Genomic DNA, 12,844 nt, shown 5'->3' on the forward strand with positions numbered 1-12,844 from the left:
AGAGCAGAAGTGACGTCAGCGGCGGTACCAGCTGGGCATAACGTGTCGTTCGCGGGTGTTGAATAGAACCATGACCCGCGATCAACGTTTTGTGCTGACCATCGCGATTCTGGCGTCGTTTGTTGCCTTCCTCGATGGCTCCGTGATTAACGTTGCGCTTCCTGCGATTAGCTCGGAATTGGGCGGTGGACTGAGCACCCAGCAGTGGGTTGTCGACGCCTATCTGATTACGCTGGGCTCACTCATTCTGCTCGCGGGTTCCCTCTCCGACGTGTTTGGTCGGCTCGTTATTCTGCGGATCGGTCTCATCGGCTTTGGCGTTGCATCGCTGCTCATCGCCCTAGCGCCCAACGCCGAATTGCTCATTGTGTTGCGCGGCGTGCAGGGCATCGCCGGTGCGTTGTTGGTGCCGAGTTCCCTAGCCTTGATCATGTCAACGTTCCGCGGCACAGCGCAGGCTCATGCCATTGGGCAGTGGACGGCCTGGACGAGTGCCGCGTTTATCGTGGGCCCCGTGCTCGGCGGTGCCTTTGTCGACCTGCTCAGCTGGCGCCTCGTCTTCGCCATCAACGTCGTCCCGATCGCAATCACGCTGTGGCTGCTCGTGAAGCTCGGTCACCGGGATGAACGCAAAGCACACACGCGCATCGACTTTCTCGGCGCCGCCCTCGGAATCGTCGGGCTTGGCGGCCCTGTCTTCGCGCTCATCGAGCAGGGAAATTTGGGCTGGGGTAGCCCCGCCGTCTACGTACCACTCGTGGTCGGCATCCTGAGCTTCATTGCTTTTATCGTGTGGCAGCGCCGCGCGACGCAGCCGATGCTGCCGCTCGAGTTGTTCCGCCACCGCAATTTCAGCATGGGGAATATCGCGACATTCTTTATCTACGGCGCGCTCGGTCTCGGCGGTTTCATTACGGTCGTGTACCTGCAAGAGGTGGCTGGATACTCGGCCACCTTCGCGGGCTTCGCGTTCTTGCCCTCGTCGCTCGGAATCATTCTGCTCTCCTCGTTCTTTGGTCGTTTGAGCGGCAAGTACGGTCCGCGCTTGTTCATGACGCTCGGTCCGTTTCTCGGCGGAGTCGGCTACGTGACGTTCTTAGGGCTAGGGGAGTCAGTCAACTACGTGACCGAAGTGCTGCCCGGTGTGCTGCTGTTCTCGGTCGGGCTCTCGATGACGGTCGCCCCGCTCACCTCTGCCATCTTGGGAGCGATTTCGGCCGAGCAAGCGGGGATCGGCTCAGCCGTCAACAACGCGGTGTCACGGATTGCCGGGCTCGTCACAGTCGCGCTCATCGGAGTGATCACGGTCGGTTCGCTTTCGCCCGACAACTTTCACCGCGTCGTGATCGTGACAGCGGCCCTGCTGTTCGCCGGCGCTCTCACCTCGCTGCTGGGCATCCGCAAACCGGCTGCCGCGGCAGACGAACCGAGCGATATCGCCCCGCCGTTGGCGTAGAGCGTTAGCTCAGTTGCGGTGCCGACAGCACGAGAAGCGCGGCCGTGATGGCGGCGGCGGCGATCGTTAAGCGGAAGAGCAATCGCTGAAGTGTTCCCCGCGCGATCAGCACCACGCTCACTCCCGCAATGGCGATGATGGCGACGAAGCCGATAAGAGCAAGAGCGCTCGGAGCGGTGCCGGGCCCGAACACCACCGCGATGCTCGCGCCGATCAGCCCGACGGCGATCGCAGTGGCGGAAAGCCGGGTGCCCAGAGCGTGCGGCAACCCGCGCACCCCGGTGCTCGAATCGTCGTCTAGGTCGGGCAGTACGTTGCTGAAGTGGGCCGCAACTCCCAAGAGCGCTCCAGCCGCAATCGCCCATGGTGCAGCAAGCTGCGGAGTACCGGCAGCAAGCGTCACGATGGCGGGCAGAGATCCGAATCCCGCGATGTACGGCACAACGGAGAAGAGTGTCGCCTTAAGCCCTAGGTTGTAAAGCCAGCCGCTGGCAAGAAACACTGCATGGGCAAGAGCCGCAAGCGGCCCGAGAAGCAACGAAAGAACAATGGATGTCGCGGCAAGCCCAAGGGCGATGCCCGCAACCCGCGTGGCGGAGATTTCGCCGGACACGACGGGTTTATCAGTACGGCCGGAGGCACGGTCGCGCTCAGCGTCAAGCCAGTCATTCGAGAGTCCTACCGACAACTGATTGGCCAGAATCGCGGCGGTCAGGATGGCGATTCGCCACCCCTCGAGGCCGTAACCCCACGCGAGTGCCAACACGATCACGGTCACCGCGGCAGTGGGGCCGGGGTGAGACGACCGGAGGAGAGCGCGCATCATGCGCCAAGAGTAGTCGCAGACTCGAGTCGTGATGCGGACTCTCAGCCGCGGTGTTCTATGTTGAACTCGTGAGTGAAGTTTTTGATGCTTCGGTGCTAGCCGCCAAGCTGCCCGGCACCTGGTGCGTTGAGGCGACCAATTTTCCGATGTGGCTCGATGGAACGCGCCATAACCCGGAGTTTAGCTACGAGACCGCCGAGGGTGACGAGCTCACTTTCGCTGACACCGTGAGCTACACGACTCGCGATGGCGACCAGAAGACCATCGTGGGTACCGACCGTTTGCGGGGCGATGAATTCGTCTGGCGCGGTCAAGGCTGGTTGAAGGTGCTCACGAGTCGCTGGCAAGTTGTCGGGGCTGACGATGCTTTTGACACCATCGTGCTGCGGTTTTCACGATCGCGCCTCACGCCCGCCGGTATCGACGTTCTCACGCGCAAGGGCGTGGAAGTGCCTGTCGTACGAACAACCGTCGCTCACGCCACCGATCAGTTCGGTCTCACCGCAGAAGATTTCGCTTCGTTGACCTGGCTCTCCTGACCCTCTCGCGTCGAAGCCGGGTACGATCGCTGCATGATGATCGCGCGACGAATCCCTGCGATCGCCGCCGCTGTAGCCGCGACGCTCGTACTCGCGGGGTGTACTGCCGCTGCTCACCCCGACGTTGTTCCTGCTCCGACCTTCGCGCCGCGACCTGAGGCACGACCGGTAGATCCGATCGCTCAGTACGCGACTGACCGACTCTCCACCATGTCGCTCCGCCAGAAGGTGCTCAGCATGCTCATGGTGCACGTTCCCGGCGAATCACCGGCCGAGCGAGTGAGTAGCGCTCTCGACGGCGTCGGCGGTTTCATTCTCATGGGGGATAACATCCCGGGCAGCTTGGGCGAGTTGAAAGCCGATACGGCCGCGCTGAGCTCAGAGGCGGGCTTGCCTGTGCTGGTCGCTACTGACCAAGAGGGCGGCATCGTCCGCCGTGTTCCAACGGACGACGCAGCATCGGCGCTACAACTTCGCTCTCAAGCCCCCGACGCAGCCTTCGAGGCCTTCGCCCAGCGCGGCGCCTTGCTCGAATCTGTCGGCGTCTCGGTGAACTTCGGCATTGTCGCCGATATTGCCAGCGACTCGTCCAGCTTCATTTACGAGCGATCGTTCGGAGCAACGGGCGCGGATGCCGGGGCGCGCGTTGCGGAGGCCGTGCAGGGGGAGTCGATGGTGCTCTCAACTCTCAAACACTTCCCGGGCCACGGAGCGGCCGCGGGAGACTCGCACTCAAGCATCCCGACGACGTCGCTGTCCTTCGCCGACTGGGAAAAGACGCACGCTGTTCCTTTCGAGGACGGCATCGAAGCGGGCGCACCCCTGGTGATGTTCGGCCATCTGAAATTCACTGCGGTGGATGAGGAACCGGCGACGTTCTCGACCCGCTGGCATGAGATTCTGCGTGACGATCTCGGTTTCGACGGCATCGCGATCACGGATGACATGGGCATGCTGGAGCGCTCCGGCGTGGCCGAATACTCCAACCAGATCAGCAACGCGGTGCGGGCGATTGAAGCCGGAAACACGATGCTGCTCTATGTCGGAGCAGTCGATACCGAAGGAATCGTCGCCGCCGTCACCGAGGCCGTCGACGAGGGCGAACTCGATGAGGCGCTCATCGACGATGCCGCGGGGCGATTGCTTGAGCTGCGGCGCGAACTTTCCGGTGAGACGGGGCGCTTCGTTGCCTGTCTCGCGCAGTGCAGCGCGCTCGTCAGCTAACTAGCTCGTGCCGTCGTCGCCCACGATTTCTTCATGAACTCGGCGGACGTCTTCGAGCAGTGAGCCGATCAGAATCCAGTGCTGCGGATGCGGGGTCAATACCGTCAGCGGAGCGGTGAGCGTCAGCAGTTCCCGCGTCGGTGGCGCAGCTTCTCGTTCGCTGGGGGAACGGCCGCGCAGCCTCAGGTCATGAGCGGCCCTTTCCAGTTCTTGCGCGATTGACAACGCCACGGGGTCGGTCGCAAGGTCGGAGTCGTAGCGGTCGTGAATAGCGCGCGCCATTCCGAGGGTGCGTGTGACCAATACGGTGAGCATCGCGAAGAGTTCGCGGTCGCGGTGCAGAATTCGGTGGTGCTTGCTGCGTCGCGGATTCAGCGTGAGACTGTCGGCGCCCTTGCGCAGGGCGGCGGAGGCCACGTCGCGCAGCTCCTTGAGGTGGCGAGAGTCGGCGAGCAGAACGTCAAGTTCAGCATCCGTTTTGGGTACACGGAGGGCTGACGCCAACGACTCGAGCGCGGCCGCCGTGTGCTTGGTGAGAAGTAAAACTGCGGTGTGCGCGGGGCTCACGATAACGGGCGCGACGATGGCGAGATTCACGATCAAACCGATCATGGCGCCAATGATCGTTTCTATGATGCGATCAACGGCATATTCGGCATTTTGCCCGCCGAGAGCGATCACGAGCATCGCACTGATGGGAATCTGGTTGGCAGATCCGGCGCTCAGTTTCAGCAGCCACGCGACGAGAACCGCCAGAACGATCACCATCAAGATGACCCAGCTGGAAGTGCCAAAGATCTGGCCGGCGCCGAGCGCAATGACCACGCCCGCAACGACGCCGATACTGCGCTCGAGGCCCTTTTCGATCGACTGCGTCACGCTAGGCTGCACGACGAGAAGCGCAGCAATCGCGGCAAATATCGGTAGCGGTTGTTGCACGACGAAGCCGGCAACGACCCACGCGACTACCGCGGCGACAGATGTTTTGAGCACCTGAAGCAGCGGTGAACGACGCGCAATCACCAGCGTCGTTACAAACTTCACTGCGGTGTCTTTGCTTCCGAGATCGCGTCGGCGGCGCGCACGAGGGCCAAGTGGCTGAGCGCTTGCGGAGTGTTTCCGGCCTGGCGATTGTTGGTGGTGTCGTATTCCTCACTAATGAGCCCGACATCATTGGCGAAACCAACGAGGCGATCCATGAGCACGGTCGCGTCATCGACGCGGCCCGAGGAGGCGTACTGCTCTACCAACCAGAACGAACACGTCAAGAACGGGTTCTCGCCGTCGGGCAAGCCGTCGACGCCACTCTCGGTGCGGTACCGCAGCACGAGGCCATCGTGCAGCAATTCTTCTTCGATGGCAGCGACAGTGCCGAGCATCCGCGGGTCGTCAGCTTTGAGGTAGCCGACCTGAGGCAGTTGCAACAGCGATGCGTCTACGCCGGTGCCGCCGTAGTACTGCGTGTACGTGCCGCGTTCGGCATCCCAACCATCGCGTTCGATCTCTTGACGAATTTCTTCGCGGATGCCGATCCACTTGTCGACGGGGCCTTCGAGTCCGAACTCTTCCACGGCCGTGATTGCACAGTCCATCGCAGCCCAGAGCATCACTCGGGAGTGCGTGAAGTGGCGCTCGGGACCACGAATTTCCCAGATGCCGTTGTCGGGACGGTTCCAGTTGTCTTCGACGTGAGACATCAGGGCGCGCTGAAGCGGCCAGGAGAAGTCATTCTCGTGAACGCCGGAACGTCGTGCAGCCTGCAGCGCGATCATGACTTCGCCAAAGACATCGCCTTGGAACTGGTCGAAAGCGCCGTTGCCCACGCGAACGGGGGAAGCGCCTTCGTAGCCCGGCAACGAAGTGAGCTCGCGCTCTTCAAGCCAGCGTTCACCCGAGAGGCCGTACATGATCTGCACGTCGGCGGGGTCGCCCGCGATCGCGCGCAGCAGCCAGCGGCGCCACGCTTCAGCCTCGGCAACGTAGCCGTGGTCGAGAAGAACGTGGAGAGTGAGGGCAGCGTCGCGCAGCCAGACGTAGCGGTAATCCCAGTTGCGGGTGCCACCGAACCACTCGGGGAGGCTCGTCGTTGCCGCAGCAACGATTCCGCCAGTGTCTTCATGAGTGAGTACCCGAAGTACGAGCAGCGATCGCTTGACGATCTCGCGGTACTGTTCGGTCGGTTCGCAGTGCGCCGACCAGTTGAGCCACCACTGGCTCGTGGTTTCGAGCACAGCATCCACGTTGACCTGGGGCGGGGGATTGCGGTGCGCGGGGTACCAGGTCATGGTCAAGTCGCGAACCTCGCCCGCGCTCACCGTGAACTCGCCGCGGTGAGTGTGCTCGGAGGCGTGCATTTCCACACCGCGTGCGACGATCGCATCGGGGCCAGCAACACCGATGATGGCGTGGCCGCCTGATTCGGGTGCCTGGTGCAACCACGGCAGGGCAGTGGCATAGCCGAAGCGGATCAGCATCTCGGCGTACATCTCGACCGTGCCACTGATGCCGCGGACGCGACGGATGACATCGGCTCGACGGTTGCCGTGAGGCATGAAGTCAGTGACTTCGACTTCGCCGGTCTCGGTCACCCAATTGGTGACGAGGATAAAGGTATTGGGTTGGTACTTGCGTGTCACCGTGACGGTGGCGGGAGCATCCACACTCGCTCGCGGAGCCACTAGCCAGCGGCCATGGTCTTCGTTGCCGAGCAACGCTCCAAACATTGAGGCGGAGTCGAAACGCGGGAAGCAGAGCCAGTCAATGCTCCCGTCTTTTCCGATGAGGGCAGCAGTCTGACAGTCGCCGATGAGGGCATAGTCTTCGATTGGTAACGCCATTAGTCAATCATTGCAGCGTCGCGGCTCGTGTTCCTGTACATCGCGGCATTCGTGCGCGAAATTTAACAAAGCGATTCTGCTTTAGTCGTTGATCAGGCCCAGCTCGCGAAGTTCGATCGCCAAACGGGCGCCATCGGGGGCATACCGCCACGGAACGGATGACTCACGCTCGCGTTCCGCAATCTTGCTGCGGCCACCCGCGAGTACAGCTTCACCGGTCGAGAGCTGACGGATGGCGACGGCAGCAACGTTCTCGGGGTGGCTCGCGACGAACTCGCCATAGATTTCTTCATCGTGCTGGCCGTCATCGCCGACCAGTAGCCACTTCACATGCGGAAATTCAGAGGCGAGGCGCCGAAGGTTGGCGCGCTTGTGCTCTGCGCCACTGCGGAACCAGCGATCGTGAGTGGGGCCCCAGTCGGTGAGCAACATCGCACCGCGCGGGTACAGGTTGCGGCGCAGAAAACGCGTCAGCGTCGGGGCAACGTTCCACGCGCCAGTAGAGAGGTAAATCACGGGAGAGTGGGGATTTGCCCGGGTGATGCGGTCGTACAGCACGGCCATGCCGGCGACCGGACGTCGTGCGTGCTCGTCGAGCACGAAGGTATTCCATGCGGCGAGCAGCGGGCGGGGGAGTGCGGTCACCATGACGGTGTCGTCGACGTCGGAGATCACGCCAAACTCTGTGGTGGGATCAACAACGAAAATATGGGCCGTGGTGGGGTCAGAGCCTGCCGAGTCGAGGGTGGCAGTTTGCCAGCCCGGAGACTGAGCGACCTCAACCTGTTCGTCGATCACTCCGCCACGCCCGGGCGTTAATTGCACCTGAATTCCACCGATGGTGACGGTGACCACTTCAGAGTTCACGGGGATGCTGAAGAAGCTGCGCCAGCCGCGTACCTTCTCAGCGCGCTTCTTAGAGGCTTCGGTACCGCGCGTCAGAACGACGCGACAGAGAACTCGAGCCCATCCCTCTGTCGCATAGCTGCTGTACGGAATGATCGTGGTGGTGAGCCCGCGCTTGCGGCCGCGGCGTTCACGCCAGCGATGGAAGGCATCCTCGATTCGAGCGGCTCGATGAAGAATCTCACCCGCTGTTTGGCTAGGGGAGTGGGACTTGCCGGTTCGAGCCATTACTCCAGCCTAGGCTCCAGCGCGCCCCTCGTGTGCTCACGACGACTGTCGACGAGCGCTCAACTCTGGGGTTCGGCGTGCAACTGTTCACTCAGTGTTGCGGATGCGGCTACCGTCGCGTCAACGAGCAGACGGTCGCCGCGCGTGCGGGGATCGACCCATTCGTCGATCGAATCGTGATCGAGGATGACCGGCATCCGGTCGTGGATGTCAGCAAGAGCCCCGGTTGCCTGCTGGGTCAGCATGGTTGTGGTGAGATGCCAGCGCGCTGGATCGTCGGGGTCAGCGGCGGGATCCTTCCACCAGGAGTAGAGCCCGGCGAAGTAGAGGAGGCCTTCTGGCGGTGCGATGTAGTGGGGAACCGGCGTGGGCCCCGACTTCTGAGTTTCGAAGTATCCGATGGCGGGAAGCACCGCGCGCTGACTGACGATGGCCGAACGAAACGTGGGCTTCTCGGTAACGGTCTCACTGCGCGCATTGAAGGTGGGGTACTTGCCGCGCAGTACAGGGGAGAAGGGAGGAGTCAGCCACCACTGCGCGAGGGCCGCGCGTGGTACCAATTCGGACGAAGGATCGTCGCGGTCTTCCAGCGTCTTGAGCAGGATTGGCACCTGATCGGTGGGGCGCACAATCGGTGTGGCGAGCCAGTCTGCCTGCCACTCTTCGGGCGGCCGCCCGGTCGCCGTTACAAATTCGGTGACCATCTGGTTCACCGTGTCGTCCATCGCAAATCGACCGCACATATATGAACTTTACGGTCTTCTTTCAGAAAAAGTGAGCTTCTACCCAGCGTAGAACAATCGTTCTAAAGGTTAGGATTGATCAGACACCGAGAAGGGGGCCATTGTGTCCGCACAAACAACAACCATTGAAATCGCGGCTGAACCAGCAGTCTCGCTTCGCAACGAGCCGGTGCAAGCACGTAGCACCGCGCGTTTAACCGCACTACTTGATGCAGCAGCATCCATCGTCGACGAGGTCGGCATTGAGCGACTAACCACCGCTATGGTCGCCGAACGCGCGGGAGCGTCGATCGGCACCGTTTACCGTTATTTCCCTGACCGCATCGTTTTGTTGCAGGCTTTGGGATCGCGCAACTTTGAGCGCGTGATGGCTCGTATTACTGAGGCCATCAACGATCCAGCACACGCTGACTGGCGAGCTGCGCTGAGCAACTCGTTCGCCACTGTGATCGACACGTACCGCACCGAGCCCGGCTTCCGTGGTCTTCGCGTTGGCGACCAGCTCGACTTGCGCCCGCTGCCTAATGGCCGCACGTTCAAGTCGTTGGTCGCTGAGCGAATCGTCGAAGCCCTTTCGGCGCGATTCGGCGTTGAGAACTCGGCAGCAACGCGCTTCACGCTCGAAGCCAGCCTTGAAATGAGCGATGCACTTGTCGCTCGTGCGTTCTTGATGAACCCGCAGGGTGACGAGGAATTCATTTCGGTGAGCACCTCGTACGTTCGCGGCTTCATTGTGGAGAACATCGGCTGGTAGCTGATTTCGCTCTATGCGAATTTGCCTGAGTTATACCCAATCGGGAATGACAGCGGCGTCGAATACTGTTTAGCTATTAATGCTGGCAAGTGTCGATCCGCGCATGGGCGCGAGGAATGAGCCGAAATCATGATTGAATTTCGTGCAGTAACCAAGCGTTTCCCCGACGGGACCGTGGCCGTCGAAGACTTTAATCTCGTGATTCCGTCGCGAAAGATTACAGTCTTCGTCGGGTCATCGGGCAGTGGTAAAACCACACTGCTCCGAATGATCAACCGAATGGTCGATCCCACGGATGGCGACATCGAGATCGATGGCGACAGCATCATGAGCAAAGAGCCGGTGGCTCTGCGACGCAGCATCGGCTACGTCATGCAGAACTCCGGGCTTCTTCCGCACTTCAAAGTGATCGACAACGTCACTACAGTGCCGATGCTCAATGGCGTGCCTAAAAAGCAGGCTCGTGAACAAGCTCTCGAGCTGCTCGATACCGTGGGCCTCAGCCGTAGCATTGCCGACCGCTACCCGAGTCAACTGTCGGGCGGCCAACAGCAGCGCGTTGGTGTGGCACGCGGCCTCGCCGCTAACCCCAACATCCTGCTGATGGATGAGCCGTTCGGTGCGGTTGACCCGATCGTGCGCGCGGAGCTGCAACAGGAGACAATTCGCCTGCAGCATGAACTCGACAAGACGATCGTCTTTGTCACGCACGATATTGACGAAGCCTTCTTGCTCGGCGATCAGGTCGTCATCTTGGAAAAGGGCGCCAAGATCGCTCAGGTCGGTAGTCCGAACGAGATCATGGCTGCTCCGGCGAGCGACTTCGTGGCGAACTTTATCGGCACCGACCGTGGCAAGCGCGCCCTCACTCTCAAGAAAACGGAAGCTGGGACGATCCTGGTCGACAGTGAAGGCCGCGGCGCTGGCGTTCTTGTCGGGGGATCGGAGTCGGCGTGACTTGGATCATCAATAATCTTGATCTGATCTGGGGCCTCACGCTTGAACACATTCGGCTGAGCATCCCGCCGATTGTTATCGGCTTCCTCATTTCTATCCCGTTGGGCTGGCTGGCGTATCGCTTCAAGCTCACTCGCGGCATCCTGCTGACCCTTGCCGGTTTGCTGTACACGATTCCGTCGCTCGCGCTGTTCGTGATCCTGCCGCCGCTGTTAGGCATCAGCTTCCTTAGCGAGCTCAACATCACCATTGCGCTCACGCTCTATGCCGTGGCCATCATGGCTCGTTCCGTGGCGGATGCTCTGGCCTCAGTCGATCCGGCGATCCGTCAATCGGCCACCGCTGTTGGGTTTGGCGGCTGGCGTCGATTCTGGACCGTCGACTTCCCGCTCGCGGGCCCCGTGGTGCTCGCGGGTCTCCGTGTCGCTGCTGTGTCGACGGTGAGCCTCGTGACTGTCGGAATTCTCATTGGAGTGCAGAGCCTCGGCTACCTCTTCACTAACGGCTTTCAGCGCCGAATCTTGGAAGAGATCTTCGCCGGGGTCGTGATGACAGTGATTGTCGCGTTGTTGATCGACCGCGCTCTGGTACTGCTGGGCCGGATGCTGATGCCTTGGACGACGGTCGCCAAGCAAAAGGCGCCCGCTCCCGCACTGGAAGGAGCGCCCGCGTGAACTTCCTCATAGAAGCAGTGCAATGGCTCTTCTCTCCGGAGCGACTCGAGGGTAGCAATCCGATTCCGCTCAGGCTCGAAGAGCACCTTTTCTACACCTTCTTTTCGGTGATCGTTGCGGCGCTCATTGCGATTCCCCTCGGTTTCTACATCGGGCACACGGGTAAGGGGCGCGACTTCGCCGTCGGGTTGTCGGGAGCTGCACGCGCCCTGCCTTCGTTTGGTCTCATCCTGCTTCTCGTGCTGCTGATTGGGGTAACTCAGGTTCAACTCCAGCTCGCAGCGATCACAGCGTTCGTACTTTTGGCCATCCCGTCGATTCTGGCGGGAGCGTATGCGGGAATAGAAGCGGTAGACCGCCGCGTTATTGATGCTGCGCGAGCGGTCGGTATGACGGAGTGGCAAATCCTGTGGAAGGTAGAAGTTCCGCTGGGGCTTCCGCTGCTCATTGGCGGCCTTCGCGCGGCAACGCTGCAGGTCGTCGCTACCGCGACACTCGCGGCCTACGTGGGGCTTGGCGGCCTAGGAATTTACATTTTCCGCGGCCTCCCTCTCCAGCGTTATGACGAGATGTTAGGCAGTGCGTTGCTGATTGCAGCGCTCGCTCTGGTTCTCGATGGAATATTTGCGCTCATCCAACAATTTGCGGTTCCCCGCGGAGTTTCGGCTGGGCGTGCTAAAGATGTCCGCACGTCATCAACTCGACGACGTGCGGTGGCAGCAAAACCTGCCCAAGAAAGAAGAGGATAGAAATGTTCACAGCTAAGAACAAAGGCCGGCTCGCGCTTGGCGCCGCCGCGGTCGGGGTTGCAATTGCCCTGTCAGGGTGTGCAACTGGTGATCCCCTGGACTCCGGATCGAGTGACGAGAACACCAACAGCGACACCATCGTTGTCGGCTCGCAGGCTTACTACTCGAACGAAATCATTGCCGAGATCTACTCGCAGGCACTGGAGAACGCTGGCTTCGAGGTCGAGCGTCAATTCCAGATCGGCCAGCGCGATGCTTACCTGCCCGCTCTCGAGAGCGGCGAAGTAGACATCATCCCCGAATACACGGGAAACCTCCTCCAGTTCTACAGCGCTGACACCACGGCAACGGCCTCAGAGGATGTCTACGCTGAACTCGCTGATGCTCTGCCCGAGGGCCTCACGGTTCTCGAACAGTCGTCGGCTACCGACCAAGACTCCTACAACGTGACCGCTGACTTCGCGGCAGCTAACTCGTTGACGAGCCTCGCGGACCTCGCCGATGTCGCGGACCTTAAGCTCGGCGGAAACGCTGAACTCGAAGAGCGCCCCTATGGTCCTGCCGGACTCAAGGACGTCTACGGCGCCACGGTCGGCTTCACCGCGACCGGTGACACCACCGTTGCGGCACTCGTCGAGGGAACCATCAACATGGCTAACGTCTACAGCGCCGACCCGCGCATCCAGACCGAAGGCCTCGTTACCCTGACCGACCCTGAGGGCCTGTTCTTGGCCTCGAACGTCGTGCCTCTGGTGAACGCAGACATCGCTGACTCGATCGCCGATGTTATCAATGCCGTCAACGCCAAGCTCACCCCTGAGGGCCTCGTTGCTCTCAACGTGGAAAGCACCGTTGACAAGATGTCGTCTGACGACATCGCCACCGCATGGTTGAGCGCCAACGGCCTCAGCTAACACTGGCTACAACAGAACACACTGCTGGCTAGTCCAG

The 12,844-nt window shown here is 61.2% G+C and carries 13 protein-coding genes; 8 read left to right on the top strand and 5 right to left on the bottom strand.

Features of this window, described 5'->3' with window-relative positions; all coding sequences use genetic code 11:
- Nucleotides 1-70 precede the first annotated feature (70 nt).
- Nucleotides 71-1,456 (top strand): DHA2 family efflux MFS transporter permease subunit, encoded by a 1,386-nt coding sequence (locus tag CLV85_RS06615; RefSeq protein ID WP_100388763.1) that lies wholly within the window; start codon nucleotides 71-73, stop codon nucleotides 1,454-1,456.
- Nucleotides 1,457-1,460: 4 nt separating this feature from the next.
- Here the strand turns inward: CLV85_RS06615 and CLV85_RS06620 are convergent, their stop codons facing one another.
- Entirely contained in the window at nucleotides 1,461-2,282 is an 822-nt protein-coding gene (locus tag CLV85_RS06620; RefSeq protein WP_100388764.1) for a UbiA family prenyltransferase, read from the bottom strand.
- Nucleotides 2,283-2,350: 68 nt separating this feature from the next.
- On the opposite strand from CLV85_RS06620, the gene CLV85_RS06625 reads away from it, so the two are divergent.
- Both CLV85_RS06625 and CLV85_RS06630 read left to right on the top strand, forming a co-directional pair.
- Entirely contained in the window at nucleotides 2,351-2,821 is a 471-nt protein-coding gene (locus CLV85_RS06625; RefSeq protein WP_229820270.1) for a hypothetical protein, read from the top strand.
- A gap of 33 nt (nucleotides 2,822-2,854) precedes the next feature.
- On the top strand, nucleotides 2,855-4,045 hold the full coding sequence (locus CLV85_RS06630) for a glycoside hydrolase family 3 N-terminal domain-containing protein (protein ID WP_100388766.1): 1,191 nt from the start codon (nucleotides 2,855-2,857) through the stop codon (nucleotides 4,043-4,045).
- On the opposite strand, the gene CLV85_RS06635 is transcribed toward CLV85_RS06630, so the two are convergent.
- From CLV85_RS06635 to CLV85_RS06650, 4 genes are all read right to left on the bottom strand, one after another.
- Entirely contained in the window at nucleotides 4,046-5,089 is a 1,044-nt protein-coding gene (locus CLV85_RS06635; RefSeq protein WP_100388767.1) for an FUSC family protein, read from the bottom strand.
- Nucleotides 5,086-6,882 carry a glycoside hydrolase family 15 protein gene (locus CLV85_RS06640; protein ID WP_100388768.1) on the bottom strand — a complete coding sequence of 599 codons (1,797 nt, stop codon included), beginning with the start codon at nucleotides 6,880-6,882 and terminating at the stop codon, nucleotides 5,086-5,088. The genes CLV85_RS06635 and CLV85_RS06640 overlap by 4 nt, the downstream gene beginning before the upstream one ends.
- Before the next feature lie 81 nt (nucleotides 6,883-6,963).
- Nucleotides 6,964-8,016: an App1 family protein phosphatidate phosphatase gene (locus CLV85_RS06645; RefSeq protein WP_100388769.1), complete on the bottom strand. Its 1,053-nt coding sequence runs from the start codon at nucleotides 8,014-8,016 to the stop codon at nucleotides 6,964-6,966.
- 59 nt (nucleotides 8,017-8,075) lie between these two features.
- Nucleotides 8,076-8,759, bottom strand: a complete 684-nt coding sequence (locus tag CLV85_RS06650) for an SOS response-associated peptidase (protein ID WP_100388770.1) — start codon at nucleotides 8,757-8,759, stop codon at nucleotides 8,076-8,078.
- Nucleotides 8,760-8,862: 103 nt separating this feature from the next.
- On the opposite strand from CLV85_RS06650, the gene CLV85_RS06655 reads away from it, so the two are divergent.
- The 5 genes from CLV85_RS06655 to CLV85_RS06675 all read left to right on the top strand — a co-directional run bounded on the left by CLV85_RS06655 (nucleotide 8,863) and on the right by CLV85_RS06675 (nucleotide 12,807).
- Nucleotides 8,863-9,513, top strand: a complete 651-nt coding sequence (locus tag CLV85_RS06655; RefSeq protein ID WP_100388771.1) for a TetR/AcrR family transcriptional regulator — start codon at nucleotides 8,863-8,865, stop codon at nucleotides 9,511-9,513.
- Between the two features lie 129 nt (nucleotides 9,514-9,642).
- The gene (locus CLV85_RS06660) at nucleotides 9,643-10,470 is read left to right on the top strand and encodes an ABC transporter ATP-binding protein (RefSeq protein WP_100388772.1); all 828 of its coding nucleotides are present in this window, start codon (nucleotides 9,643-9,645) and stop codon (nucleotides 10,468-10,470) included.
- Complete coding sequence (locus CLV85_RS06665) at nucleotides 10,467-11,144, top strand: ABC transporter permease (RefSeq protein WP_100388773.1); 678 nt, start codon at nucleotides 10,467-10,469, stop codon at nucleotides 11,142-11,144. Before CLV85_RS06660 ends, CLV85_RS06665 begins: the two co-directional genes overlap by 4 nt.
- Nucleotides 11,141-11,893: an ABC transporter permease gene (locus CLV85_RS06670; RefSeq protein ID WP_100388774.1), complete on the top strand. Its 753-nt coding sequence runs from the start codon at nucleotides 11,141-11,143 to the stop codon at nucleotides 11,891-11,893. The genes CLV85_RS06665 and CLV85_RS06670 overlap by 4 nt, the downstream gene beginning before the upstream one ends.
- Nucleotides 11,894-11,895: 2 nt before the next feature.
- Nucleotides 11,896-12,807, top strand: a complete 912-nt coding sequence (locus CLV85_RS06675) for an ABC transporter substrate-binding protein (RefSeq protein ID WP_100388775.1) — start codon at nucleotides 11,896-11,898, stop codon at nucleotides 12,805-12,807.
- The last annotated feature ends 37 nt before the right edge of the window (nucleotides 12,808-12,844 follow it).

The sequence above is a fragment of the Salinibacterium amurskyense genome (assembly GCF_002797685.1).
GTDB lineage: Bacteria > Actinomycetota > Actinomycetes > Actinomycetales > Microbacteriaceae > Rhodoglobus > Rhodoglobus amurskyensis.

What these genes read in the sequence shown, in the direction of transcription:
- CLV85_RS06620 (WP_100388764.1), bottom strand. Translation starts at nt 2,282, where the DNA reads ATGATGCGCGCTCTCCTCCGGTCGTCTCACCCCGGCCCCACTGCCGCG.
- CLV85_RS06640 (WP_100388768.1), bottom strand. Translation starts at nt 6,882, where the DNA reads ATGGCGTTACCAATCGAAGACTATGCCCTCATCGGCGACTGTCAGACT.
- CLV85_RS06615 (WP_100388763.1), top strand. Translation starts at nt 71, where the DNA reads ATGACCCGCGATCAACGTTTTGTGCTGACCATCGCGATTCTGGCGTCG.
- CLV85_RS06630 (WP_100388766.1), top strand. Translation starts at nt 2,855, where the DNA reads ATGATGATCGCGCGACGAATCCCTGCGATCGCCGCCGCTGTAGCCGCG.
- CLV85_RS06645 (WP_100388769.1), bottom strand. Translation starts at nt 8,016, where the DNA reads ATGGCTCGAACCGGCAAGTCCCACTCCCCTAGCCAAACAGCGGGTGAG.
- CLV85_RS06660 (WP_100388772.1), top strand. Translation starts at nt 9,643, where the DNA reads ATGATTGAATTTCGTGCAGTAACCAAGCGTTTCCCCGACGGGACCGTG.
- CLV85_RS06650 (WP_100388770.1), bottom strand. Translation starts at nt 8,759, where the DNA reads ATGTGCGGTCGATTTGCGATGGACGACACGGTGAACCAGATGGTCACC.
- CLV85_RS06675 (WP_100388775.1), top strand. Translation starts at nt 11,896, where the DNA reads ATGTTCACAGCTAAGAACAAAGGCCGGCTCGCGCTTGGCGCCGCCGCG.